Below are 23,678 nucleotides of genomic sequence, written 5' to 3'. Positions count from 1 at the left end.
GCCATCCTACATCAGCATGCCATCCCCGCCGATGGGACATCCTTGCATTTCTGCCCGGGCATCCGCGTCGGCACGACCGCCGCCTATCGCTGGCGCGGAGCCGGATGCAGCAGCGCCAGCGACGGAGTGACCGCCTGCCGCATCGCCGCCTCCCATTCGGTCATGGTGACGAAGCGGTATCCGCGCCGCTCCCCCTCCTCCAGGATTGCCGGCAGCACGGCGACGGAAGAGGCCTTGGTGCTGTGCATCAGCACGACGGCGCCGGGGGCCAGCCGCTCGACCACGCGGCGCCGGACGATGTCGGGACCGGTGTCCTTCCAGTCCTGGCTGTCGGCGGTCCACAGCACCGTCGCCATGCCATGGCTGCGCGCCAGCGCCGCCAGCGCGTCGTCGACATCGCCATAGGGCGGCCGGAACCATGTGGCCTGCACGCCGACCGAAGCCAGCGCCTCCTCCGCCCGCGCGAGATTCCATTCGCGCTGGGCCGGCTTCAGGTCGGTTGTCATCGGGTGGGTCTGGGTGTGGCTGCCGACCTCGTTGCCCGATGCCGCGACCAGCATGGCGATGTCGCGATGGGCTGCGATCTTGGCGCCGATATAGAAGAAGGTCGCCTTGGCCCGATGCGCCCGCAGGATGTCGAGGATGCGCGGATCGTTGGCGTCCGGCCCATCGTCGATGGTCAGCGCCACCACCTTCGCCCCCGGCAGCGTCAGGTCCACCTGTTCGAGGTCGAGGTCGGAGCCCGGAATCAGATGCTCCGTCACGAAGGGCGCCGATCCATGGGTGGCGGCATAGCTGCGCGGCCCGGCCATGGCGGAGGCGGCCAAGGTGGAGACGGGCAAGGCCGACACCAGCCCAAGCAGCAGGACGGCGCGGCGGAGAAGGGGGGTCGTCATCGCAAGGCACGCAGGGAAAGGTCGGCGCCCCTTTACTCCTCAATAAAGGGGTAGAGGGGCAGGTGCGCGAGCTTTGCTCCCGGCGGCGATGCTGGACAAGCGATTTGTTGGGGGCCGGTGCGGCCCCCCGCACTCAGCCGAACAGCCCCCTGTACGCCTCCCGCAGCAGGTTCTTCTGCACTTTGCCCATGGCGTTGCGCGGCAGCTCCTCCAAGAAGGCCACCGCCTTCGGTACCTTGAAGTTGGCGAGCTGCTCCCGGCAGGCGCCGATCACCGCCGCCTCATCCAGCGCTTCCGCACCCGGACGGCGCAGAACCACCGCCACCACCGCTTCGCCGAAATCGGGGTGGGGGACGCCGATCACCGCGGATTCCACCACGCCGTCGATGGCGTCGATCACCGTCTCCACCTCCTTGGGGTAGACGTTGAAGCCGCCGGAGATCACCAGATCCTTGGCGCGGCCGATGATGTGGACATAGCCCCGCCCGTCGATCCGGCCGACATCGCCGGTGATGAACCAGCCGCCGGGGCGGATTTCCTGCGCCGTCTTCTCGGGCATGCGCCAGTAACCGGAAAAGACGTTCGGCCCCTTCACCTCCAGCACGCCGATTTCGCCATCCGCCACAGGCTCCCCCGTCTTCTCGTCCGCCACCCGCACCGACACCTCGGGCAGGGGGAAGCCGACCGTGCCGGGGATGCGGTCGCCGTCCAGCGGGTTGGAGGTGAGCATCCCGGTCTCGGTCATCCCATAGCGCTCCAGGATGGCGTGGCCGGTGCGCTCGCGGAACTCCCGGTGGGTGTCGGCCAGCAGCGGGGCGGAGCCGCTGATGAACAGCCGCATATGGGCAGCCGCCTCCGGCGTCAGGCGCGGGTCGGCCAGCAGGCGGGTGTAGAAGGTCGGCACCCCCATCATCACCGTCGCCCGCGGCAGCAGGCGGAAAACGGCGTCGGCATCGAATTTGGGCAGGAACAGTATGCCGGTGCCGTTCATCAGCACGCAGTTGGTGGCGACGAACAGCCCGTGGGTGTGGAAGATCGGCAGCGCATGCAGCAGCACGTCGTCCGGCCGGAACCCCCAGATGCGGTGCAGGGTGGCGGCGTTGGAGGACAGGTTGCGGTGGCTCATCATCGCCCCCTTCGACCGCCCCGTGGTGCCGGAGGTGTAGAGGATCGCCGCCAGATCGTTCGCCCCGCAGGCCACGGTGGCGAACTCCGCATCCAGCCCCGCCGCCCGCTCGGCCAAGCTGCCGTCACCGTCGGTGCCCAACGTCAGCAGGGTCCCCACACCGGCCGCCGCCGCGGTATCGGCCAGCGCCGCCGCGTTTCCCGGCGTGCAGACGAAAACCCTCGGCTCCGCATCGCCCAGGAAATAGCCGACCTCGGCCTTGGTATAGGCGGTGTTCAGCGGCAGATAGGCCGCGCCGGCGCGCAGGCAGGCGAGATAGAGGAAGACCGCTTCCGCCGACTTCTCGACCTGCACCGCCACGCGGTCGCCCTTGGCCACACCCAGCCCCACCAGCAGCCGGGCATAGCGTCCGCTGATCTCCATCAGGTCGCGATAGCTGTAGCGTCGTCCGGACTCCAGCTCGATGAACGGGGCGTCGGCATCGGCGGGGAAGCGTGCGGTAGCGATGTCGAAGAAGTTGTCGGTCATTCTCGGTCGGCCCCCTGCGGAATGGCGCGCCCATCATACACCGGCGCGGGGAAGGCGGAATCCCCTCTCCCTCCGGGGAGAGCAGGGCAGAGGGAGCCCCACCCACGCAACGCATGACTGTGGGACATCCCACATCGGCGCCTCGTGATCAATGAAACGAGTATCGACAGAGTCACTCAACCGAAGCGGTGCTGATCACCACGCACTCTCCGATACGGTAAAAATGTATGCACCACCGATTATTTCCAGTGGAAACCCCTGGAGTGCTCGCGTAAGCACGACTCACGTAACGGGAAATTTCATTCATCAAAACAACTTTTTTATCCGCGTATCCACCCTTCCCGGCACCCCCGCCGGACGATTCAGGAGACGGAGCGTATGACGGCCAAAGATTCCTCCCCGATTCCCCCGTGCTTCGACTGCGCGACCAACGCTACCCAGCGGCTGGACGAGATGTTCATCGCCATGGGCCAGATGAAGCGCATCGCGCTGGGCCAGACGCCGGCGGAACGCGCGGTGTTCCGCAAGCTGCACGGCGCCGCCCATGGCCGGCTGGTGATGGACCCGAACCGGCCGGACTCCCTGCGCGTCGGCGTCTTCGCCAGGGACGAGCTGCCGGCCTGGATGCGCTTTTCCAGCGACACCGGCCCGACCTCTCCGGATCTGGGATCGACGCTCGGCATCGGGTTGAAGGTCTGGGGCGTCGATGGCGTCAACGCGCTGGGCGAGACGGGCGACGTCGCTGACTTCATCATGCAGAACTTTCCCGTCTTCTTCGTCGATAACGCCGAGGAGATGTGCGAGTTCACCTATGCCGGCACGGTCCTGAAGGATTATCCCGGCTATCTCAAGACGCACCCGAAGACCGACGGCATCCTGAACGCCATGTCGGCGCAGGTGGACGGCAGCGTTCTGACCACCCAATATTGGGCGATCCTGCCCTTCGCCTTCGGCCCGGATCGCTACGCCAAATACTCGCTGGTGCCGGAAGCGCCGCCGCCGGGGCATCCGGCGGTCAACGTGCCGACCGACGACAAGAACTATCTCGCCACCGACCTCGCCAACCGGCTGCTGGACAACGAATACCGCTTCACCTTCATGGTGCAGGTGGTTCCCAAGAGCGCCGGCTATCCGCTGGACAAGGCGACGGAGAAATGGCCGACCGACCAATACCCCTACCAGCCGGTGGCGACGCTGATCCTGCCGAAGCAGGATGTCTGCGCCCGCGGCCAGGGCGACTATGGGCAGGAGCTGGCCTTCAACATCTGGCGCACGCCGGTGGAGCAGGCGCCGCAGGGCAGCATCGCCGCGGTGCGCAAGGTGGTCTACAACCACGGCGCCGATGTCCGCCATCAGGCCAACGGCCAGCCGCTGCAACAGCCGACGGTGCCGCGCACCCAGGCGCCGCCGCTGCCGAAGGACGACTGCATCGTCAAGGCGGTGATCTACCCGCCCATCGGCATCGCCCGCATCGGCAACGCGCCGGAGGGCTATGTCGTCGGTCCCGAGGTGCCCAATCCGAAGCCGCTGATGGCCGGCGACGATCCGGCGCAGAACCCCTATCGTGACGCCAAGGGCCGGCTTCTGCCGCAGGCCGCGCGCTTCCGCATCTATGGCGTCAACGCCATGGGCCGCATCGTCCGCGAGCTGACCGCCGCCGACAGCGGCGCCGACATCACCTGGAAGGTCCATCTCTCCAACCAGAAATCGGCCTGGTACAGCTTCCAGCTGGCGCTCGACATTCCCGAAGCGGCCTCCGCCGATCCGTCGACGCTGCGCAACCCGACGGTTACCGACCGCAAGGCGCTGGTGCTGGATGCCGGCGAGCACAAGATCCACGCCGGCCAAGGCAAGCAGAGCCGCAAGCTGGTCGCCGGCAAGTTCATGCACCAGGGCGAGCCGGTCTATCTCGGCCGCATGTGGTGCGAGGAGGGCGACCACCGCCTGCTGGTCACCGGCGGTCGCGGCTTCTCCTCCTCCTACAACGGCACCAAGGCGATCACCTTCGGCAACAACGAGGGCTGGCACGACGACACCTCGGACGGGCCGGTCGATGCGGTGGTCAGGCTGAACGGCATGGAACTGCCGGTCACCCCCGCCTGGATCGTCGTGGCGCCGCCGAATTACGGGCCGCAGCGCAAGTCCGTCCGCACCATGTGGGACCTGATGCGCGACATGGCGATCCAGGCCGGCACGCTGCCGAAGCCCACCCGTCCCTCCTTCACCCACGACATCTATCCGGTGTTCGAGCGGATGACCGGGCTGCAATGGGTCAATGCCGGGTTCGCCGCCGGGTTCGGCTGGAACTCCGCCAACGACTTCACCAAGCCGGACTGGATCGCGCGGCTGAACGACCGCAGCCTCGCCAACCAGGAAACCCGGCGGGTGCTGAAGAACTCCTTCCGCCATGACGATGTCGACAGCTGGTCGCCGATGCCCTGGCCCTGGGTCTATGGCGACGCGATGAGCATCCCGCCCGCCCAGACGCCGCGCCAATACACCTCGCTGACCCAGACCCAGCTGGAATTCCTCGACCAGTGGGTCGCCGGCGATTTCGACGACGACTGGGGCAAGGTCCCGGTCTACACCGAGTTCGATCAGGTGCCGCTAGACCAGCAGGGCGACGTGCTGACCCGCGCCGCGCTGGACTTCTGCCTGGCCGACGCCTTCCATCCCGGCTGCGAGATGACCTGGCCGGTCCGCGCCTCCACCATGTATATGGAGCCCTTCCGTTTCGCCCATGCGCCCAAGGGCTGGGTGGAGCCGGGCATGGGCGCCATCCTGTCCAGCGACACGGTGACCATCCCCAACGGCCCGCTCTATGGCCAGCTTCCCGGCGGCATCACCCGCTGGATGGCGGTGCCGTGGCAGACCGACACCGGCAGCTGCCGCTCCGGCTACGATCCCGGCTATGACCCCAACGTCCCGACCTTCTGGCCGGCCCGCGTGCCGAACGAGGTGCTGACCCGCGAGAACTACCGGATCGTGATGGACGCCGCCCAGCCGACCCAGGTGCGTCTGGCCGCCTTCGCCAACCGCGCCGCCTGGGTGGCGCCGCTGGGCACCACCAGCTACACCGACCAGATCAACAACATGATCCATCACTTCGACCATCTCGGCGTGGTGGAGGTCAATCCCGGCCCGACCGATCCGGAAGGCGCCAAGCTGTTCCCGCCGCTGATCGAGGTGGAGGACCAGCACATCCCCATCCCCGACGTGGACGACACGGTGGACACCAAGGCGGTCCGCACCGCCCACCGCACCCTGTCCACCAAGGCGCCGGCCCCGTCGGGCGGCGGTGGCGGGCTGCGGGCGACCCAGCCGGTCGACCTCAGCCGGATCGACAAGGTCCGCCGCTTCCCGCGCGGGCTGCGGTGATCCAGGGAGGCGTGATCGAGGCGGATGCGGTTGTGGTGGGAGCAGGTCCCGCCGGCGCCGCCTTCGCCCTCAACCTCGCGCCGCTGCACCGGGTGCTGGTGCTGGACCGGCGGGACGGCCCCGCCGTCCGCATCGGCGAATCGCTGGCCCCGGCCGCCCGCCGCCTGCTGACCGACATGGGATTGTGGGAGGCTTTCCTGGCGGAAGGCCATTCCCCCTGCCATGGCGGCCGGTCGGTCTGGGGCGGTCCGCTGCCGGTCGAGGCCGACAATCTGCGCGACCTCGACGGGCCGGGCTGGCACCTCGACCGTGGCCGCTTCGACGGCTGGCTGCGCCGGGTCGCAGTGTCGCGCGGCGCCGCCCTGCTGGTCCCGGCCCTGCCCTTGTCGGTGGACAGGGCAGGGGAGGGCTGGCTGCTGGAGGTGGAAACCGCCGGCCGCCGCCTTCCCGTGCGTGCCCGCCTGCTGGTCGATGCCGGCGGGCGCGGCTCGCCGCTGGCCAAGCGCTTCGGCGCCCGGCGGACGGTGTCGGACCGGCTGGTCTGCGGCTGGATCCATGGCAGGGACGCCCCCGGCCGCCAGTCCGGCCTGACCTGGATCGAGGCGGAGCCGGACGGCTGGTGGTACAGCGCCCCGCTGCCCGAGGGCCGCCGGGTCGTCGCCTTCCACACCGACGCCGACCTGCCCGCCGCTGCCGATGCCCGCGACGCCGCATCGCTGCTGCGCCGGCTGCCCGGCTGTCCCGTGCTTTCGGAGTCGTTGCGCGCCTGCGGCTTCACGCCGGAAGGGCAGGGGGAGGGGAGAGGCGGATTCTGCGCCGCCCACAGCAGCACGCTGTCACCCGCCTCGGGCGAGGGCTGGCTGGCGGTCGGCGACGCCGCCCTGGGCTTCGACCCGCTGTCGTCGCAGGGCATCTTCAACGCGCTCTACACCGGCCTTGCCGCGGCGGAGGCCGCCGACCGCCATCTGTCCGGCGATGCGAACGCACTCTCCGGTTATGCCGCCGGCCTGACGCCGATCCGCGACGCCTACCGCGCCCATCTGCACGCCTGGTACGGGCTGGAGCGCCGCTGGCGGGACCGCCCCTTCTGGAGCCGCCGGCTGGCGGCCTGAGCGGTCAGGCCCCGCTTTCCACCCCGTCATCCACCTCCTCCAGGATCGCATCGATCTCCGCCCGCAGCCGCATCAGCCGCTCGCGGTTGTCCGGGTCGAGGTGGCGGCGCTGCTCGCGCACCACGGCGACGTCGCGCATGATCCGCTTCACGCTGGCCTGCAAGGAGCGCATCGCCTCCTTCGGGCCGGGCTCCGGCGGAGTGGCTTCTGCAGCGGCGCCTTGGGCATGGTCCCGCTTGGCCTGCCGCACCGCCTTGACGCTGGCCCCCTCCTTGGCGCGCTCCCACAGCTCGGCGCGGAGCTCCGCCGGGGCGGCGGCGATCTCGATCATGACGGAGCGCGAGACATGGGCGAAGGCCGTCGCATACTCCTCCCGCATCTCCGCCGGCAGGCTCATGATCGCCAGCAGCTTGGTCACGTCGGTGCGGTCGCGCCCGACCACGGCGGCCAGCTCGTCATGGGTGTAGCCGTGCTTGTCGATCAGCCGGGCCAGCGCCGCCGCATACTCCACCGCGTTCAAATCGACGCGCTGGACATTGTCGATCAGCCCGATCTCGTCCGGGTCGCCGGAGGTCAGGATGGCGAAGACCGTCTTGCGGCCCAGCATCTCGTGTGCACGCACCCGGCGCTCGCCGCCGATCAGCAGATATTCGCCCTGGGGCAGCGGGCGGACCAGGATCGGGTTCTGCAGCCCGTGCCGCTCGATGGAGGATGCCAGGCCGCGCAGCTCCGCCTCGTCGAAATGGCGGCGCGGCTGGTCGGGGTTGCGGTGGACACGGTCGAGGTCCAGCTCCACCACATGCGGGAAACCGGCCGAGGTGCCGAACAGCCGGTCGCTGCCCACCGTCAGCCCGCCCGTCATGCCGCCCCCCGCCACGCCGCCCGGCTCGCCGGCGCCGCCCAGAAGCTCGCGGGTCTTGCGTTCGAACTTACGCGACATGCGGCAACTCCCGGTTCTGGGCATAGGCGCGGATCTGGCGCGCCACCTCGCGGAAGGTCTCGGCCCCCGGCGCCTTGGGATCGCCCGCCAGCGTGATCATGCCGGCGGCGGCCGCCTTGCCATAGACGGTGGCGCGCGGGATGGGGTCGAAGACCGGCACCTGACCGGCGTAGGATTCGTGCAGCTCCTGCAGCGTGGCGCGGTCCTGGGTCAGCCGGTCGTTGTACATGGTCGGGATGATGCCGGCGATGCGCAGGGTCGGATTCACCCGGCGGCGGATGCGGCCGATGGTGTCGATCAGCCGCTTGACGCCCAGCAGGGCCAGCGCCTCCGTCTGCACCGGCACCACCACCAGCTCCGCCGCCGACAAGGCGTTGGCGGTCACCAGACCCAGGTTCGGCGCGCAGTCCATCACCACGAAATCATAGGAGTGGCGCACCTCGTCCAGCTTCTCCCGCAGGATCAGCCCGCCGGTGGAATCCGCCGCCAGTTCAACGTCGGCGTCGGCAAGCGACAGCCCGGCCGGCGCCAGATCCAGCCCGCGTTCCGCCGTCGGCATGATGACGGAGGTCAGCGGCTCTTCCGACCGCAGCACGTAATAGAGTGTCTTGCGCTGCTGCTCCAGCGCGACGATGGCGGCGTTGCCGATGCCGACATGGACGGTGGCGTTGCTCTGCGAATCGCAGTCGATCAGCAGGACCCGCGCGCCCCCTTCGGTCAGGGCATAGGCGAGGTTGACGGCGGTCGCGGTCTTGCCGACGCCGCCCTTCTGGTTGGCGACCGCCAGATATGTCGCGGCGCGGGGGCGCTCGTCCGCCTTGTGGCGGGTCAGGAAATCGACCAACTGCTGCGGGATCCGCTCCGCCCCGCTTTCCCAGCGGCTGATCCGTGCCTTGGTATAGCTGCGGCCAAGCTGCGCGTTCAGCCATTCGGCGAACTGCGTCTGGTTCTCGCCGCGACGCTCGCGCAGCTGGCGCATCTCGTCGCCCCCAATCGACAGCATTCCCGTCATTCCCCCTCAACTCCGGCCCCGATATGGACGGCCATCCGGGCCGCCGGAGTCTGAGCAAGTTGCCGGAACTTTGTCAATGGAGAGCGCGGCGAGTTGCCACAACCATCACCCCGGAACCGGCCCGCCCGCCCGCAATTCGGTGAAGACGCGGCTTATCTCCGGAAAGCGCTCCTTCACCTGCCGGTCGATGCGGGCAAGGGCCTTCTCCACCTCGCCCGCGCTCACCTCGTCCCGCAGGTCGAGGCTGAGATTGACGATCACCACCTCGGGGCCGAGATGAGTGGTCAGCACCTCGTTGACGCGCTCGATGGCGGGCTCCTCCCGCAGCAGGGCGCGCACCCCGCGCACCAGATCGGGACGGGCCGATTCGCCGATCAGCAGGCTTTTCGTCTCATAGGCGAGGAAGCCGGCGGTGGCCGCCAGCACCAGCCCGATCAGCACCGAGCCGATGCCGTCGAACACCGGCTGGTCCAGCAGCAGGTCGGCGGACAGGCAGGCGGCGGCGATGATCAGGCCGACCAGGGCGGCACTGTCCTCGAACAGCACCATGAAGATGGTGGGGTCCTTGCTGGCGTGGACGGTCTCGAACACGCCGGCGTCGCCGCGCCGGGCATTGAAGGCGTGCAGCGCCACCAGCCAGCTGACCCCCTCAATCACCACGGCGATGCCCAGCACGACGAAGTTGATCCAGGGCGATTCGACCGGCTGGGGGTGCAGGATCTTCTCCACCCCTTCATAGATCGACACCACGGCGCCGCCGGCGAAGATCACCAGCGCCACGACGAAGGTCCAGAAATACAGCTCGCGCGCGTAGCCGAAGGGGTGGCTGTCGTCGGGCGGCTTCCTCGACCGCTTCAGCCCGACCAGCATCAGCGCCTCGTTCCCGCTGTCGACCAGCGAATGCACCGCCTCGCTCAGCATCGACGAACTGCCGGTCAGGAACGCCGCCGCGAATTTGGTGACGGTGACCGCCAGATTGGCCGCGATGGCCGCGATCACCACCTTGCCGGCGTCCGTCTCCGATCCTCCCACCGAACCGGTCATCGCATCCTGCGCCATGGTCCCCCGCCAATTCAGCCACGTTGGCAAACAACTCCGCTGCTGCCGCCCGGTTCCGCGGAGCCGGAGCACCTGAACCTTGGTGACGCCCCGATGGTCTAGGATGGGGTGGCAAGCCTCCGGAGTTTGAACTTTGGTGACGCTCCCATCCGGACCGACTCGGCATGACTCCTGAACTTTGGTGACGCTGGGGTCGTGCGGCTTTGAACTTTGGTGACGCCGAGGGTCCGGAATCGACTCGACCGGCCGTTTGAACTTTGGTGACGCCCTGAGGTGGGAAGGGACGATGAACGGCCGCGAAACCCAGAAAGCCCACACCCGCTCCTCTGTGCGTCATTCCCGCGAAGGCGCATAGGCGCTAACTTTGAGGACTTTGCCCATTTCCCAAGGGGTCGGCACTTCTTTCAGCGTCATCCCCGCGAAGGCGGGGATCCAGGCTTGCCCATTGATTCTGCTTGGAAAACCCTGGATCCCCGCTTTCGCGGGGATGACGGTCGATAAGGGATGGGCTTGGCTTCGACAACAATTCGACCAGTAAGTTAGCGCCTATGCGCCTTCGCGGGAATGACAGCCGAATAAGTGCCATGATTGCAGTGCCTTAATGGCCCGTGAGATCTGTGCATCCCGTAGCGCCTCCGCGGGGATGACAGGTAAGCCATTGAATTCAAACACCACGCCGATGATGGGCGAACAGCCAACCATCCAATGGCCGGCAGCAAAGGCCCCGCTAACGCGCCTCACTTAGCCGCTGGAATCCTTGAACTTTGGTGACGCCTGCCGCGACCCGCGCCCGCCCGATTCACCCCGACTCGCCTGCCCGGGCGTCACCAAGGTTCAAACCCGCAGCGCTCCCGGCACCGCGATTCGTCCACAGGCCCCCCGGTTTTCCCCATGAACTCTGGTGACGCCATCCTTGAACTGTGGTGACGCGACTCGGAGTTATCCCCTGAACCTTGGTGACGAATCTAATAGTTGGTTCCAAATAGCTTCCAATTAGCCTGCGTCACCAAGGTTCAAATTGCCTTCGGCGCGATCCGGGGTGTTGTATCTGGCAGGTTCGGTCATCCGGCGGTCACAGGACGGTCATGGAGGCCAGAAGCAGGTGACCAGGAACGGGAGAGCGGCATGGGCAGCATTCATCGTTTGATCGAGACACATGGGCGCGACGGCGCACTGGCCCTCGTTTCGGACGAGGAACGGCCGCTGATCGACATCGCCGCCGCGGTCCAGGCCGCGGAGAACGGCAAGCTCGGCATCACCTATGCCGGATTCTGCCAGACGGCGCTGCCCCACCGCCAGCTTCCCGACGACCAGCATTGGGAACGGCCGGGCCACAAGGTCAAGTTGGTGATCCAGCCCGGCGTGATCGAAGACCGCAACGGCGTCACCCGCCGAATCGGCGTGCCCTATGGCAGCCGGGCGCGGATGATCCTGCTCTATCTCCAGACCCGCGCCATCCAGACCGGCAATCCGGAGGTGGAACTCGGCGGCTCCATGCATGACTGGCTGAAGCGGATGGATATTCCGATCTGCGGCAAGGCCTATCGCGATGTGGAGGATCAGGCTGCGCGCCTTTCCGCCTGCCATCTCACCTTCTTCACCGACGCCGACGGCGGCCGGCGGCAGAGCAAGGAATCGATCGTCGCCGACGCCATCCAGCTGCGCCGGCCCGACGACCGCCAGGGAACCCTGTTCACCGAGACGGTGCGGCTCAGCGACAGCTTCTTCAAGGCCCTGCGCGAACATCCGGTTCCGGTGGCGGAAGAGGCGCTGAAGGCGATCAGCGGCAAGTCGATGGCTCTCGACGTCTATATCTGGCTCGCCTACCGCCTGCATTCGCTGGAAAAGCCGACCCCAATCACCTGGGCGGCGCTGCACGGCCAGTTCGGCGCCGGTTACGCCCTGGTCCGCCAGTTCAAGACCAAGTTCATCCCGAATCTGAAATACGCGATGGCCGCCTATCCCGACGCCCGCGTCGAAGAAGCGGCCGAGGGGCTGATCCTCTACCCCTCGCGCCCGCCGATCAACGAGCGGGTGATGGCGCGCATCGCCTGACAACGCTGCTGAACTTTGGGGCTGAACTTTGGTGACGGTGGGTGTTTTCGGTCTTGAACTCTGGTGACGCTTCAGCCTCCCGGACATCCGTCACCAGAGTTCAAGAGGCCAACAGTCAAGCATCCGCGGATTTCAACCCCACGCTTATCCCGTCGCCCGGTTCGTGATAGGAAAAATAACCTGCCACAGAATCCGGGAGAACACGGGTGTCCAGCCGGGTCCCATCATCGCTGCTCCTGTCGCCGCCAGATGCTCCCGGTCTCAAGTTGAACAGTGAAACAGGTCCGAATTCCTGTTTCACGGTGTTTCAAATGTCCCATTCCCCCTCCGCCCCAGGGGAAGCGAAGGGGAAGCGGCGCGGGGGCGGAGCGTTAGGCCCGGCCGCCGGAAACATCCCGCAGAGGGGTGCGCGGCAACGCTCCGTTCAGCCCGTCGACCCCGGTCTGCACCGCACGGGCAAGCGCGGTGCGGGCAAGCACCACCAGCAGGTCGGTCTGGGTGACCATGCCGAGGACCCGGCGGTTCTGGTCGACGATCACCACGTCATGGGTACGCCCGTCCGACAGGCGGCCCAGCAGGCGGAAGACCGGGGTGTCCGGCAGTTCGACCGTCGCCGGGGCCATGACGCTGGCGACGCGGGCGCCGCTGCGGCCGGTGTCTCCGTGAGACAACTGCTCGTGCCCGACGATGCCGACCACGGCGTTCTGCCCATCCACCACCGGCAGGGTGCGGAAGCCATGTTCCAGCAGGCGGGCGCGGGCCACCTGCGGATGGGTGTCCAGCGTGACCGAAACGACATCGCGGGACATGATGTCCCGGCAGCTGATGTCGGCATGCAGGCGTTCCAGCGCATGCAGCTCGGCATTGACCAGCAGGGCGCCGAGATCCTCGCGGCTGACGTCCAGCGTCTCGGCCAGCCTGCGCAGCGCGACGTCCACGTCGCCCTGGGTCAGGCCGGGGCGCAGCTGCGGCGGCGGATCGCTGGTGCGGTGGGTGTTGACCGCCTTGTGCGGATAGCGGTGGCCGGACAGCCGGTGGAACATCAGCCCGGCGGTCAGCAGCAGGATGGAGTTCACCGCGACGGGGAAGACGGCGAACTTGATCCCCATCTCCGTCACCGCCGGCCCGCCCAGCACCGCGGTCAGGGCGGCGGCCCCGCCCGGCGGGTGGAGGCAGCGGGTCAGCGACATGGTGGCGATGGCCAGCGCCACCGCGGCGGCCCCCGCCAGCATCGGGTCCGGGATGACGGCGGCGACCAGCACCCCGACGACCGCCGACAGCGTGTTTCCGCCGACGATAGACCATGGCTGCGCCAGCGGGCTGGCCGGCACGGCGAACAGCAGCACCGCCGACGCCCCCATCGGCGCAACCAGCACCGGCGCACTGGACATGTAGGTCAGCATGTTGCGGCAGAGCAGCCCGGTCGCGGCGATGCCCAGCAGGGCGCCGCAGCAGGCGATCATGCGGTCGCGCAGCGTGGCGCCCGGCAGGATCGGCCGGAACACGAGCTCCCCCCATGCCGCCCCCAAGCCCACCAGACGCTCGCGCAGGGCGGCAAACTTTCCCCTCGTCATTCGGTCCCCGTCCCCCTGATTACGCAATCGGCAAATTGCCCGTTCGGTCGGCAAAGTCGGGGCAGGCTAAAACCTCAACAGAACTTGAGGTCAAGCGGAAAGGGCTTCACACTGGCGGGACGGAGGGTTGCGGCAGAGGGGAGGACCGGGATGCTGTCGTCGGAGGAATACGACAAGGACCTGACGGTGGGCGAGGTCGCGCGACGGTCGGGCGTGGCGGTCTCGACCATCCATTTCTACGAGGCGCAGGGGTTGATCCGCAGCTGGCGCAATTCCGGCAACCAACGCCGCTTTTCCCGCGACGTGCTGCGGCGGGTGGCCGTGATCAAGGTGGCGCAGCGGCTGGGCATCTCGCTCGCCTCCATCGCCGACGCGCTGAACGCCCTGCCGGAGGACCGCACCCCCACCACCGCCGACTGGCAATGCATGTCGGAGCGCTGGCGGCAGGAACTGGACGAGCGCATCGCCAAACTGACCAGACTGCGCGACAATCTCGACGGGTGCATCGGCTGCGGCTGCCTGTCGATCCGCGACTGCCCGCTGCGCAACCCGTGGGACGAGTTGGGGGATGGCGGTGCCGGGCCGCGCCTGCTGGATCCGGCGTGAGGGATCCAGCTTGAGGATTGCGGCCCGGCACCACCCCCTCAGGCGCTCAATCGACCTTCAGCGTCAGCGTGCCCATGGTGCCGTAGCGGGCGACCGACCGGCTGCCCGGCTGGACGAAGACGGTGCCGGTGCAGGAGCCGGTGGTGACCACCTCGCCGGCATGCAGGCCGCCGAAGCTGCGGGCGCCGACATTCGCCATCCACACCAGCAGCCGCACCGGGTCGCCGGCGCTGTTGCCGCCGACCGTTTCCACCTTGATCTCGCCGTCGACCTCCAGCGTCACCGACTCCGTGAGCGGGTCGAGCGCGCGCCAGTCGGCGATGGCCGGGCCGACGATCAGCGCGCCATGGTTGAACTGGTCCGCCATATGGCTCAGCCGATCCTGGCTACCGAAGCCGGTGAAGCGGGTGTCGACGATCTCCCAGGCCGGATGGACGGAAGCCACGGCGTCCAGAACCTCGTCCCGCGTATAGGGCTGCTCGCGCGCCGGCAGGTCGCGGCCGAAGCGGTAGGCGATCTCCGCCTCCACCCCGATGACCTGGAACAGGTTGGCCGGCAGATGGTCCGTGCCCTCGAAGACGGTGGCGGCGTTGATCGGCGCGCGGAAGGGCACGGCCTCGGGCGTGGCGGCGCCGACCTTCCAGGCGGTGACGGGACCCAGGCGGCGGGCGACGGCGTCCTGGATCGCATAGGCCTCCGCCTCGTCGGCGGGGCGGCTGTCCAGCCCGGTCAGCCACTTGCGGGTTTCGCGTGCCGCGATCAGGGCCTCGACGGTATCGGTCATGACAAGTCTCTGTGGTGGATGGAAGGGGTAGGGGCGCCGCAGGAGTCGCGGACGACCAGCCGGCTCGGCAGGATGATCCGCTCGGGCGGGCCCTGCGGGTCGGCGATGCGGCGCAGAAGCAGCCGGGCGGCTTCCTGCCCGATCTGCCTTGCGGAGGTGGCGACGGTGGTGAGCGCCGGGCGGCTGAGCGCCGCTTCCGGCACGTCGTCGAAGCCGGTGACGGCCAGATCGCGCCCGGCCCTGAGGCCGCGCGCCTCCAGCCCCAGCATCAGCCCCAGCGCCACCACGTCGTTGTAGCACAAGGCCGCCGTCGGGGCTTGCGGTCGATTGAGCAGATCGTTCGCCACCTCGGCACCCGACCGTCGGGTCAGCGGACAGCGCAGGACCAGATCGTCCGCCAGCCCGTGCCGCCGCATCGCCGCTGTGAAACCGGCATGGCGCGCCGCATAGGCGGAATGATCCAGCGTGCCGCCGACGAAGGCGATCCGGCTGTGCCCGAGGGAGACCAGATGGTCGATGACCGTCTCCACACCCGCCTGGTAATCCACCCCGGCATAGTCGCGGCCCCGGTCGGAGACGAGGCGCAGGGCCTGCACGCAGGGCAGCCGCCAGCGGTCCAGCCGGTCCAGCAGCTCACCTTGCGTTCCGGTGGCGGGGCAGAGGATCACCCCGTCGACATTGTGTTCCCGCATCCGCTGCAGGAAACGCTCCTGCCGCTCCGGCTGCTCGGCGGTGTTGGCGATGAAGGCGACGAAGCCTTCGGCGTCCAGCACATCGTCCACCCCCGCCGTCAGCTCGGCATAGAAGGGGTTGTTCAGTTCGCAGACCAGCAGCCCGACGGTCTGGGTGCGGGCGGCGCGCAGGGTGGCGGCGCCGCGGTTGTAGATGTAGCCCAGCGCCGCCATGGCGGCCTGGACCCGCTCCCGCGTCTCCGCAGCCACCAGCGGGCTGCCGCGCAGCACCAGCGACACCGTCGACCGCGACACCCCGGCATGGCCGGCGACCTCCGTCAGGGTGATGCGGTCGTTCCCCGATCTGCTGCTATCCGGCGGTTTGGCCACGCTGGCGGGGCCTCACACCACGGCGGTCGGCAAGGGCCGGCCGGCGAAGAAGGCGTCCAGGTTGTCCAGCACCAGCTGGCCCATCGCCGTGCGCGTCTCCACCGTGGCGCTGGCCTGATGCGGCTGCAGGACGACGTTGTCGAGGCCGTAGAACCCCTCCGGCACATTCGGCTCGTCGGCGAAGACGTCCAGCCCGGCCCCGCCCAGTCGGCCTTCGGTCAATGCCGCCAACAGTTCCGGCTCGTCCACCACGCTGCCGCGGGCGACATTGACCAGGATGCCGTCGGGCCCCAGCGCGTCCAGCAGCTCGCGGCCCACCATGTTGCGGGCGTCCGGCCCGGCGGACGCCGCCACCACCAGGATGTCGCTCTCCCGCGCCAGATCGACCGGCGAGGCGACGAAGCGGTACGGCACGCCCTCGCGCGGCTTGCGGTTGGTGTAGGCGATGGTCATGCCGAAGGCCTCGGCGCGCTTGGCGATGGCCTCGCCGATGCGGCCCAGCCCCAGCACGCCCAGCCGCTTGCCGCTGACCTTGCGGGCGAGCGGCAGCTTGCCCTTCGGCCATTGCCCGGCCCGGACGAAGCGGTCGCCCACCGCCATGCGGCGCGACGTTGCGATCAGCAGCCCGATGGCGAGATCCGCCACGTCGTCGGTCAGCACGTCCGGTGTGTTGGTGACGCGCACGCCGCGGCCGCGGCAATGCTCCAGGTCGACCGCATCGGTGCCGACGCCGTTTATGGCGACGATCCCCAGCTTGGGCAGCGCGTCGATCACCGCATTCTTCACGCCGGTCCCGCCGCCGGTGACGACGGCGCGCGCCCGGTCGGCCAACTCGGCGACCAGCCGGTCGCGGTCGGGCGCCGCCGACAGCCGGTGGACGGTGTAGGCCGCGTCCAGAGCCTGCTCGATGGCGGGCATCATGGGTTCGACGAGGAGGATTTCGGGCTTCATCACGACTGTCCTTGGTGGAACGAAAAGGTCCTAGTGAGCCAGAATCTGGCCGAGGAAGCTCCGCGTCCGCTCCGATTTCGGGGCGGAGAAGAACGCCTCCGGCGTGTTCTGCTCGACGATCTCGCCGCGGTCCATGAAGATCACGCGGTGGGCGACCGACTTGGCGAACCCCATCTCGTGCGTCACGCACAGCATGGTCATGCCGTCTTCCGCCAATCCGATCATGGTGTCCAGCACCTCCTTGACCATTTCGGGATCGAGCGCGGAGGTCGGCTCGTCGAACAGCATCACCTTCGGGTTCATGCACAGCGACCGGGCGATGGCGACGCGCTGCTGCTGGCCGCCCGATAGCTGGCCGGGATATTTGTCGGCCTGTTCGGGAATGCGCACCCGCTCCAGATAGCGCAGCGCGGTGGCCTTCGCATCGGCCTTGGTCGTGCCGCGCACCTTCATCGGCGCCAGCATGCAGTTCTCCAGCACGGTCAGGTGCGGGAACAGGTTGAAGCTCTGGAACACCATGCCGACCTCCCGCCGGACGGTGTCGAGCTGGCGATGATGGGGGCCGAGCTCGACGCCGTTGACGGTGATGCGGCCCTTCTGGTGGCGCTCCAGCTGGTTGATGCAACGGATCAGGGTGGATTTTCCCGATCCGGATGGGCCGCAGATGACGATCCGCTCGCCCCGGTGGACCTCCAGGTCGATGTCCTTCAGCACCTGGAAGTGATCGTACCATTTCTGGACGCCTTCCATGCGGATGACGACATCCGCGCTCATCGGTCCGGACGCCACTGTCATGGTCTTACCCTCCACCGGGGAAATGCGGTTGCTTCAAGCTCAGGACTTGCCGGACGTGACCGCCGCCGGCAGGTCGGTGCCCAGCCACTTCCGATGGATGGCGTTCAGCTCCCCGTTCTTCTTCACCGTGTCGAGGAAGCCGTTGACCCAGCTCTGCAGCTTGTCCTGGCCCTGGCGCATGGCGACGCCCTGCACCTGGCTCTTCAGCACGAACTTCATCTCGTAATTGGCCTGCGGCGCCATCGTCTTGATCTGCTGCGCCACCACGTTGCTGACGCCCAGCGCATCGACCTGACCGGACAGCAGGGCCTGCACGGCGCTGGCGTCGTCGTCGAAGCGCATGATGCGGGCATCCTTCGGCGCCACCGCGGTCAGCGACTGGTCCTGGGTGCTGGCGCGGGCGACGCCGACGCTCTTGCCCGACAGATCCCCGGCCTTGGCGATCGGCGATTTCTGCGGGGCGAGCAGCCCGATCTCGATGGCGGCATAGGGATCGGAGAAGGCGACCTGCTTGGCCCGTTCCGGCGTGATGCCGAGCGAGGCGACCAGCACGTCCACCTTGCCGGTCAGCAGGTAGGGGATGCGGTTCGGACCGGTGACCGGCACGATGTCCACCGGCACGCCCATGTGCTTGGCCATCAGCTTGGCGACGTCGGCATCATAGCCGTCCGGCTTGCCGTCGCTGCTGGTGATGCCGAAGGGCGGGAAGTCGACCAGCATGCCGACGCTCAGCTTGCCCTTGCCCTTGATGTCCTCGACGCTCTGGGCGTTCGCCGTGGCGGTGAGTCCGACCGCGGCGGTCATCAGGGCGCCGGCGACGATCAGGCGGCGGGTGACGGTGAAGGCCATCTTTGTTTCCTCCGAGTGTTTTTTGAGGTTTCAGCGCGTTGGGGCGGCGTAGCGGGCTTCCAGCCGCTGGCTCAGCAGCGACAGGGGCCAGCACAGCGCGAAATAGATCGCGGCGACGATGCCGAAGACCAGGAAGGGCTGGAAGGTGGCGTTATTGACGATCTGGCCGGCGCGGGTCAGCTCGACGAAGCCGATGATGGCGGCCAGCGAGGTGCCCTTGATGACCTGGACCAGATAGCCGACGGTCGGCGGCACGGCGACCTTCACCGCCTGCGGCAGGATCACGTAGCGCATCAGCCCCGGATAGCGCAGGCCGAGCGCGGACGCCGCCTCCCATTGCCCACGCGGCACCGACTGGATGCAGCCGCGCCAGATCTCGCCCAGGAAGGCACTGGTGTTCAGCGTCAGGCCGAGCGCGGCGGCGACCCACGGACTCATGTCGATGCCCATCACGGTGGCGCCGAAGAAGACCAGGAACAGCTGCATCAGCAGCGGCGTGCCCTGGAAGACCTGGATGTAGCCGGTGGCCAGCCAGCGCAGCGGCTTCACGTCCGACGTGCGGCCGAGCGCCACGAACAGGCCGACGATGCTGCCGCCGATGAAGGCGATGGCCGACAGCAGCAGCGTCCACTGCACGGCGCTCAGCAGGAACAGGAACTCGTTGTATCCGAAGGCGCGGATCATCTTGCGGCCTCCTTCAGCGCCGGTCGACGGTATAGGCGAAGGCCAGCCGGTAGATGCCGGCGAACAGGGCCGAGAACATCAGCGCCAGCACCAGATAGATGCCGGTCACGACGATGTAGATCTCGAAGCTGCGGAAGGTCTGCGACTGGATGTTGTTGGCGACCGACGTCAGCTCGTCCGCTGAGATGGCGGACACGATGCTGGAGCTCAGCATCAGCAGGATGAACTGACTGGTCAGCGCCGGATAGACCGTGCGCAGCGCCGGCTTCAGCACGATGTAGCGGAAGACCTGCAGCGGGCGCAGCCCCAGCGCCAATCCGGCTTCGATCTGGCCCTTGTGGATGGATTCGATGCCGGCGCGGATGATCTCGGTCGCATAGGCGCCGACATTGACGACCATCGCGATCAGCGCCGCCACATCCGGAGACAGCCGCAGCCCGACGCTCGGCAGCCCGAAGAAGATCAGGAAGATCTGGACCAGGAAGGGCGTGTTGCGGATGACCTCGATATAGGCGTTGATCAGCCAGCGCACCGGTTTCGGACCGGAGGTCTTGCCCAGCGCACAGAGGATGGCCACCACCAGCCCGATGGCCATGGCGCCGAACGACAGCTTGATCGTCAGCCAGGCCCCGCCCAGCAGCATGTCCCACGACGCGAACACCGCGTCGAATTGAAAGTCGTAGGTCATGGGCGTTCCTCCGCACCCGCGTCGCACCGGCATTTCCAAGAGCCGGCGTCGCGCGGGATCGCCTTTGTCCGTCGGGCATCCATCCAGGGTCATCGCCCGGGAGCCATTGCCTGGGCTGTGGCGGCGTCGCAGTCGCCGTCCCGGTGCCCCTCAGTCTTTGGACAGGCTAATTGGATCGATCCAAATACGCAACGGAAAATGAGGAGAGTCGTGACAATTCGTGTACCAGATGTTTGGCGGGTGCTCGGATGGGGCGCCGGCGAAACCTTCCATTGCGACGGGACGTTTCATCCGCAGCCGGAACGCCTCACCCGGTCCGTCCATCAGCACGACCATCAGCATGAGGAGTGCCGCCCGCCATGACCGCCAGACAAAGCGCCGCTCCGGGCTCCGCGCCGCGGAATGCCGCGGTGAGCAGCCTCGTGCCCGCCCGGATGGACCGGCTGCCCTGGGCCCGATTCCATTGGATGGTCGTGGTCGGGCTGGGTGTCAGCTGGATCCTGGACGGTATCGAAATCCAGCTGATCTCGGCCTCCGGCTACAAGGAAAGCCTGGGCATGTCGAGCGCCGAGGTCGGGCTGGCCGGCACCATCTATCTGATGGGGCAGGTGGTCGGCGCACTCGTCTTCGGGCGGCTGACCGACCGCTGGGGGCGCAAGCGGCTGTTCATCACCACGCTGGCGATCTACCTGATCGCCTCCGGCATCGCCGGATTCGCCTGGACGCCGTGGTTCCTCTATCTCTGGCGCTTCGTCGCCGGGATGGGGATCGGCGGCGAATATGCCGCCATCAATTCGGCCATCGACGAGCTGATCCCCGCCCGCTACCGCGGCCGTGTCGACATCGCCATCAACGGCACCTATTGGGGCGGTGCGATGATCGGCGCCGTCGGCAGCGTCTTCCTTCTCGACCACTCCCTGGTCCCGGAGGATCTCGGCTGGCGCATCGCCTTCTTCATCGGCCCGATCCTGGGGCTGGCCATCATCTATCTGCGCCGCTTCATCCCGGAGAGCCCGCGCTGGATGGTCACCCACGGAATGGAGGAGGAGGCCGAGCGCATCGTCGACGGCATCGAGGCCAGTGTTCGCGAGCAGGGTAAGCCGTTGCCGCCCGTCGATCCGCGGCGGGCCATGTCGATCATCCCCGAAGATTCGGTGTCCTACGCCCAGTTGGTGGATGTCTTCTTCCGGCAGTATCCGTCACGCACCTTCCTGGGCGTGACGATGATGGTCACGCAGTCCTTCCTCTATAACGCGATCTTCTTCACCTATGCCCTGGTCCTGCAGAATTTCTATCATCTCGATCCATCGCAGACGGCGCTCTATTTCTTCCCCTTCGCCGCCGGCAACCTGATCGGGCCGCTGCTGCTGGGGCCGCTGTTCGATACGGTGGGGCGGCGGCGGATGATCTTCGGCACCTATCTGCTGGCGGGAACCGTGCTGCTGGCCTCGGCCATCCTGTTCCGGCAGGGGGTGCTGACGGCGGACACGCACACGGTGTTCTGGTGCGTGTCCTTCTTCTTCGCCTCGGCGGGCGCGTCGTCGGCCTATCTGACGGTCAGCGAAATCTTCCCGCTGGAGGTCCGGGCGCAGGCCATCTCCTATTTCTTCGCCGTCGCCCAGGTGGTGGGCTCCACCGGGCCGCTGCTGTTCGGCTGGCTGGTGGGGGAGGGGACGGAGCGCGAGCCGCTGTTCTGGGGCTATGTGCTGGGGTCGGTGGTGATGATGTTCGGCGGCGTGGTCGCCCTGATCTACGGCGTCGATGCCGAAGGCAAGGGGCTGGAGGAGATCGCCGAACCGCTGACCAAGGCCGACCGCGACCGCGGGGCGGGGGAGGAAGCGGCGGAGACGATCTGACCGCCGCCGCGTCTCATCCGGGATTGGCGGTTCCGGATGCATGGGCGCCGCTCAGGAACAGCCGCACCGCCTGCCGGACATAGCGGTCGAGGTCGGGGATGGCCGGCGCGCTCTGCGGCAGGATCAGGCGGCGCATCAGCAGGTTGCCGGTGACCATGCCGAGGAAGGCCTGGGCGGCCACGGCCGGATCCTCGATCTTCAGGGCGCCGCTGTCCGACAGGCGTTGCAGATACTCGGCAAGGCGGCGGATGGCGTTTTCCGGGCCGATGCGGAAGAAGGCCTCGGCGATATCCGGCACGCGGTCGCCTTCGGAGATCAGGATGCGGACCGTGCCGGTCGTCTCCTCGTTCAGCAGGGCCTTGACCAGATGCAGGGCGAAGGCGGTCAGCCCGGCTTCCGGCGTGACGCGCTCATCGGCCTGGGCCGGGGCGAGGCCGGAGAGGATCATGGCGTTGTCCTCCTCCATGATCGCGCGGAACAAGCCTTCCTTGTCGCCGAAATGCTCGTACAGCGTGGCGCGGGAGCCGCCGGCCACGGCGATGATGTCGCTGAGCGTGGTCTTCTCGAACCCCTTTTCGATGAACAGCTGCCGGGCGGCGGTCAGGATCGCCTGCCGGCGCGCCAGTCCCCGCGGTCCGCAGGTAGCGGGTCCGGCAGTGGCTCCGGCGGCGAAATCGGTCTTGTGGCTGCTGCTCGTCATGATGCGCTTTCCTCCGGCGCGGCGGCGCCCGCGTCCGGTCTGAGTATCCGTTCCACGCCGATGCGCGTGCGCCACTGTAGAACGTCTGCACCGGGAAGGGGGACCGGCGCGAGCGGCAAAAAAGACGCAGGGGTGCCCCTCCGGCAAGGTCATCGCGACAGCAGGATCGGCGTGTTCGCCTTCGCCAGCACGGTTCGGGTCGTCCCGCCGAAGACGAACTCGCTGATCCGCGGCCTGCCATAGGCGCCCATCACCAGCAGGTCGGCATCCACCGTGCGCGCATGGTCCAGCAGCACGGTGCCGGCATCGGTGCCGGGGCGCTGTTCCAGCACCACCTCCACCCCGTTGCGCGCCAGATGGCGGGACATGTCGGCCCCCGGATCGCCGCCGAGCAGGCCGTTCGGGCGCGCTTCTGGCACCACGACCAAATGCACGATGTCCGCCGCGCTCAGCAATGGCATGGCGAGCGCGATGGCCGTCGCCGCCTCGCGGCTGCCGTTCCAGCCGACGACGATGCGCCGGCCGATGCGGTGCGACGGCCAGCCCGTCGGCAGAAGCAGAGTGGGACGGCCGGAGGCGAAGATCACGTCCTCCGACAGGCTGAGCATCCGCGCCGGTTGGGCCGGCCGCAGCGGCGGACCGACGATGGCGAGGCTGGCATGGCGGGCATGGAGCATCAGCGCCTCGCCATCCTCATGGTCGGACAGGCGCCATTCGCCGCTGATGCAGGTGTCGGCGACGATGCGGTCGAACAGCGTCCGCGCTTCCGCCGCCGCGTTGCGGGTGGCGGTCCGATGCTGGCGCAGCATGGCCTCCAGCCCGCCGCCGCGGGCGAAGCCGCTGCCGGGGGTCAGTTCCAGCCGGTTGACGACGAAGGTGGCGATCAGGTGCGCCTGCCAGCTTTGCGCCAGGGCGGCGGCGTAGGCGAGCCGACCGGCCCGCTCCTCGTCCGCCTCGATGAAAACGACGATGTCCTTCGGCATTCCCGAGGGTATTCTGGGGGGCGTTCCGGGGGGCATTGTGC

Annotated in this window: 21 protein-coding genes; 5 read left to right on the top strand and 16 right to left on the bottom strand. The window is 68.0% G+C overall.

Going from position 1 to position 23,678, the window contains the following annotated elements; all coding sequences use genetic code 11:
- Positions 1-83 precede the first annotated feature (83 nt).
- Together AZOLI_RS28990 and AZOLI_RS28985 are read right to left on the bottom strand one after the other, a co-directional pair.
- Positions 84-896 (bottom strand): polysaccharide deacetylase family protein, encoded by an 813-nt coding sequence (locus tag AZOLI_RS28990; RefSeq protein ID WP_014250227.1) that lies wholly within the window; start codon positions 894-896, stop codon positions 84-86.
- A gap of 133 nt (positions 897-1,029) precedes the next feature.
- On the bottom strand, positions 1,030-2,550 hold the full coding sequence (locus AZOLI_RS28985) for a malonate--CoA ligase (RefSeq protein ID WP_014250226.1): 1,521 nt from the start codon (positions 2,548-2,550) through the stop codon (positions 1,030-1,032).
- A gap of 378 nt (positions 2,551-2,928) precedes the next feature.
- On the opposite strand from AZOLI_RS28985, the gene AZOLI_RS28980 reads away from it, so the two are divergent.
- Positions 2,929-5,928 (top strand): LodA/GoxA family CTQ-dependent oxidase, encoded by a 3,000-nt coding sequence (locus tag AZOLI_RS28980; RefSeq protein WP_014250225.1) that lies wholly within the window; start codon positions 2,929-2,931, stop codon positions 5,926-5,928.
- The gene (locus tag AZOLI_RS28975; RefSeq protein WP_014250224.1) at positions 5,925-7,040 is read left to right on the top strand and encodes an NAD(P)/FAD-dependent oxidoreductase; all 1,116 of its coding nucleotides are present in this window, start codon (positions 5,925-5,927) and stop codon (positions 7,038-7,040) included. The genes AZOLI_RS28980 and AZOLI_RS28975 overlap by 4 nt, the downstream gene beginning before the upstream one ends.
- A gap of 4 nt (positions 7,041-7,044) precedes the next feature.
- Here AZOLI_RS28975 and AZOLI_RS28970 read toward each other — a convergent pair whose 3' ends face one another.
- The 3 genes from AZOLI_RS28970 to AZOLI_RS28960 form a co-directional block, all read right to left on the bottom strand.
- Positions 7,045-7,980, bottom strand: a complete 936-nt coding sequence (locus AZOLI_RS28970) for a ParB/RepB/Spo0J family partition protein (protein ID WP_014250223.1) — start codon at positions 7,978-7,980, stop codon at positions 7,045-7,047.
- A complete protein-coding gene (locus tag AZOLI_RS28965; RefSeq protein ID WP_014250222.1) occupies positions 7,970-8,983 on the bottom strand; it encodes an AAA family ATPase in 1,014 nt (337 codons plus the stop codon). The genes AZOLI_RS28970 and AZOLI_RS28965 overlap by 11 nt, the downstream gene beginning before the upstream one ends.
- A 114-nt stretch (positions 8,984-9,097) precedes the next feature.
- Positions 9,098-10,051: a cation diffusion facilitator family transporter gene (locus tag AZOLI_RS28960; RefSeq protein WP_014250221.1), complete on the bottom strand. Its 954-nt coding sequence runs from the start codon at positions 10,049-10,051 to the stop codon at positions 9,098-9,100.
- Positions 10,052-11,176: 1,125 nt separating this feature from the next.
- Here AZOLI_RS28960 and AZOLI_RS28955 point away from each other — a divergent pair.
- The gene (locus AZOLI_RS28955) at positions 11,177-12,106 is read left to right on the top strand and encodes a replication protein RepA (protein ID WP_014250219.1); all 930 of its coding nucleotides are present in this window, start codon (positions 11,177-11,179) and stop codon (positions 12,104-12,106) included.
- A gap of 371 nt (positions 12,107-12,477) precedes the next feature.
- Here AZOLI_RS28955 and AZOLI_RS28950 read toward each other — a convergent pair whose 3' ends face one another.
- The gene (locus AZOLI_RS28950) at positions 12,478-13,680 is read right to left on the bottom strand and encodes an HPP family protein (RefSeq protein ID WP_014250218.1); all 1,203 of its coding nucleotides are present in this window, start codon (positions 13,678-13,680) and stop codon (positions 12,478-12,480) included.
- A gap of 150 nt (positions 13,681-13,830) precedes the next feature.
- Between AZOLI_RS28950 and soxR the strand changes: the two genes are divergently transcribed.
- Positions 13,831-14,286: a redox-sensitive transcriptional activator SoxR gene (gene soxR, locus AZOLI_RS28945; RefSeq protein ID WP_014250217.1), complete on the top strand. Its 456-nt coding sequence runs from the start codon at positions 13,831-13,833 to the stop codon at positions 14,284-14,286.
- A 46-nt stretch (positions 14,287-14,332) separates the two neighbouring features.
- Here soxR and AZOLI_RS28940 read toward each other — a convergent pair whose 3' ends face one another.
- The 8 genes from AZOLI_RS28940 to AZOLI_RS31995 all read right to left on the bottom strand — a co-directional run bounded on the left by AZOLI_RS28940 (position 14,333) and on the right by AZOLI_RS31995 (position 20,440).
- Positions 14,333-15,070 carry a 2-keto-4-pentenoate hydratase gene (locus tag AZOLI_RS28940; protein ID WP_014250216.1) on the bottom strand — a complete coding sequence of 246 codons (738 nt, stop codon included), beginning with the start codon at positions 15,068-15,070 and terminating at the stop codon, positions 14,333-14,335.
- Positions 15,067-16,131: a LacI family DNA-binding transcriptional regulator gene (locus tag AZOLI_RS28935; protein WP_014250215.1), complete on the bottom strand. Its 1,065-nt coding sequence runs from the start codon at positions 16,129-16,131 to the stop codon at positions 15,067-15,069. Before AZOLI_RS28935 ends, AZOLI_RS28940 begins: the two co-directional genes overlap by 4 nt.
- A gap of 12 nt (positions 16,132-16,143) precedes the next feature.
- Positions 16,144-17,082, bottom strand: a complete 939-nt coding sequence (locus tag AZOLI_RS28930; RefSeq protein WP_014250214.1) for a 2-hydroxyacid dehydrogenase — start codon at positions 17,080-17,082, stop codon at positions 16,144-16,146.
- Positions 17,083-17,112: 30 nt separating this feature from the next.
- Positions 17,113-17,877: an amino acid ABC transporter ATP-binding protein gene (locus AZOLI_RS28925; protein WP_014250213.1), complete on the bottom strand. Its 765-nt coding sequence runs from the start codon at positions 17,875-17,877 to the stop codon at positions 17,113-17,115.
- 39 nt (positions 17,878-17,916) lie between these two features.
- Positions 17,917-18,726 carry a transporter substrate-binding domain-containing protein gene (locus AZOLI_RS28920; RefSeq protein ID WP_014250212.1) on the bottom strand — a complete coding sequence of 270 codons (810 nt, stop codon included), beginning with the start codon at positions 18,724-18,726 and terminating at the stop codon, positions 17,917-17,919.
- A gap of 30 nt (positions 18,727-18,756) precedes the next feature.
- Entirely contained in the window at positions 18,757-19,410 is a 654-nt protein-coding gene (locus AZOLI_RS28915) for an amino acid ABC transporter permease (RefSeq protein ID WP_014250211.1), read from the bottom strand.
- A 13-nt stretch (positions 19,411-19,423) separates the two neighbouring features.
- Entirely contained in the window at positions 19,424-20,098 is a 675-nt protein-coding gene (locus AZOLI_RS28910) for an amino acid ABC transporter permease (RefSeq protein ID WP_014250210.1), read from the bottom strand.
- Positions 20,099-20,248: 150 nt separating this feature from the next.
- Complete coding sequence (locus tag AZOLI_RS31995) at positions 20,249-20,440, bottom strand: hypothetical protein (RefSeq protein WP_014250209.1); 192 nt, start codon at positions 20,438-20,440, stop codon at positions 20,249-20,251.
- A gap of 17 nt (positions 20,441-20,457) precedes the next feature.
- On the opposite strand from AZOLI_RS31995, the gene AZOLI_RS28905 reads away from it, so the two are divergent.
- Positions 20,458-21,954, top strand: coding sequence for an MFS transporter (locus AZOLI_RS28905; protein WP_014250208.1), 1,497 nt, complete (start codon positions 20,458-20,460; stop codon positions 21,952-21,954).
- A gap of 13 nt (positions 21,955-21,967) precedes the next feature.
- On the opposite strand, the gene AZOLI_RS28900 is transcribed toward AZOLI_RS28905, so the two are convergent.
- Together AZOLI_RS28900 and AZOLI_RS28895 are read right to left on the bottom strand one after the other, a co-directional pair.
- Positions 21,968-22,654 carry a TetR/AcrR family transcriptional regulator gene (locus AZOLI_RS28900; RefSeq protein WP_014250207.1) on the bottom strand — a complete coding sequence of 229 codons (687 nt, stop codon included), beginning with the start codon at positions 22,652-22,654 and terminating at the stop codon, positions 21,968-21,970.
- 149 nt (positions 22,655-22,803) lie between these two features.
- A complete protein-coding gene (locus AZOLI_RS28895; protein ID WP_014250206.1) occupies positions 22,804-23,637 on the bottom strand; it encodes a universal stress protein in 834 nt (277 codons plus the stop codon).
- Between the last annotated feature and the right edge of the window lie 41 nt (positions 23,638-23,678).

This window comes from Azospirillum lipoferum 4B, assembly GCF_000283655.1.
In the GTDB taxonomy this organism is placed as follows: Bacteria; Pseudomonadota; Alphaproteobacteria; order Azospirillales; family Azospirillaceae; genus Azospirillum; species Azospirillum lipoferum_C.
Note: the sequence above shows the minus strand (reverse complement) of the source record. Positions and strands in the feature narration are given on the sequence as shown.

Coding starts and splice junctions, on each gene's coding strand:
- AZOLI_RS28980 (WP_014250225.1), top strand. CDS start 2,929: ATGACGGCCAAAGATTCCTCCCCGATTCCCCCGTGCTTCGACTGCGCG.
- soxR (WP_014250217.1), top strand. CDS start 13,831: ATGCTGTCGTCGGAGGAATACGACAAGGACCTGACGGTGGGCGAGGTC.
- AZOLI_RS28985 (WP_014250226.1), bottom strand. CDS start 2,550: ATGACCGACAACTTCTTCGACATCGCTACCGCACGCTTCCCCGCCGAT.
- AZOLI_RS28990 (WP_014250227.1), bottom strand. CDS start 896: ATGACGACCCCCCTTCTCCGCCGCGCCGTCCTGCTGCTTGGGCTGGTG.
- AZOLI_RS28970 (WP_014250223.1), bottom strand. CDS start 7,980: ATGTCGCGTAAGTTCGAACGCAAGACCCGCGAGCTTCTGGGCGGCGCC.
- AZOLI_RS28925 (WP_014250213.1), bottom strand. CDS start 17,877: ATGACAGTGGCGTCCGGACCGATGAGCGCGGATGTCGTCATCCGCATG.
- AZOLI_RS28965 (WP_014250222.1), bottom strand. CDS start 8,983: ATGCTGTCGATTGGGGGCGACGAGATGCGCCAGCTGCGCGAGCGTCGC.
- AZOLI_RS28955 (WP_014250219.1), top strand. CDS start 11,177: ATGGGCAGCATTCATCGTTTGATCGAGACACATGGGCGCGACGGCGCA.
- AZOLI_RS28905 (WP_014250208.1), top strand. CDS start 20,458: ATGACCGCCAGACAAAGCGCCGCTCCGGGCTCCGCGCCGCGGAATGCC.
- AZOLI_RS28900 (WP_014250207.1), bottom strand. CDS start 22,654: ATGACGAGCAGCAGCCACAAGACCGATTTCGCCGCCGGAGCCACTGCC.
- AZOLI_RS28895 (WP_014250206.1), bottom strand. CDS start 23,637: ATGCCGAAGGACATCGTCGTTTTCATCGAGGCGGACGAGGAGCGGGCC.
- AZOLI_RS28930 (WP_014250214.1), bottom strand. CDS start 17,082: ATGAAGCCCGAAATCCTCCTCGTCGAACCCATGATGCCCGCCATCGAG.
- AZOLI_RS28910 (WP_014250210.1), bottom strand. CDS start 20,098: ATGACCTACGACTTTCAATTCGACGCGGTGTTCGCGTCGTGGGACATG.
- AZOLI_RS31995 (WP_014250209.1), bottom strand. CDS start 20,440: ATGCTGATGGTCGTGCTGATGGACGGACCGGGTGAGGCGTTCCGGCTG.
- AZOLI_RS28920 (WP_014250212.1), bottom strand. CDS start 18,726: ATGGCCTTCACCGTCACCCGCCGCCTGATCGTCGCCGGCGCCCTGATG.
- AZOLI_RS28915 (WP_014250211.1), bottom strand. CDS start 19,410: ATGATCCGCGCCTTCGGATACAACGAGTTCCTGTTCCTGCTGAGCGCC.
- AZOLI_RS28950 (WP_014250218.1), bottom strand. CDS start 13,680: ATGACGAGGGGAAAGTTTGCCGCCCTGCGCGAGCGTCTGGTGGGCTTG.
- AZOLI_RS28960 (WP_014250221.1), bottom strand. CDS start 10,051: ATGGCGCAGGATGCGATGACCGGTTCGGTGGGAGGATCGGAGACGGAC.
- AZOLI_RS28940 (WP_014250216.1), bottom strand. CDS start 15,070: ATGACCGATACCGTCGAGGCCCTGATCGCGGCACGCGAAACCCGCAAG.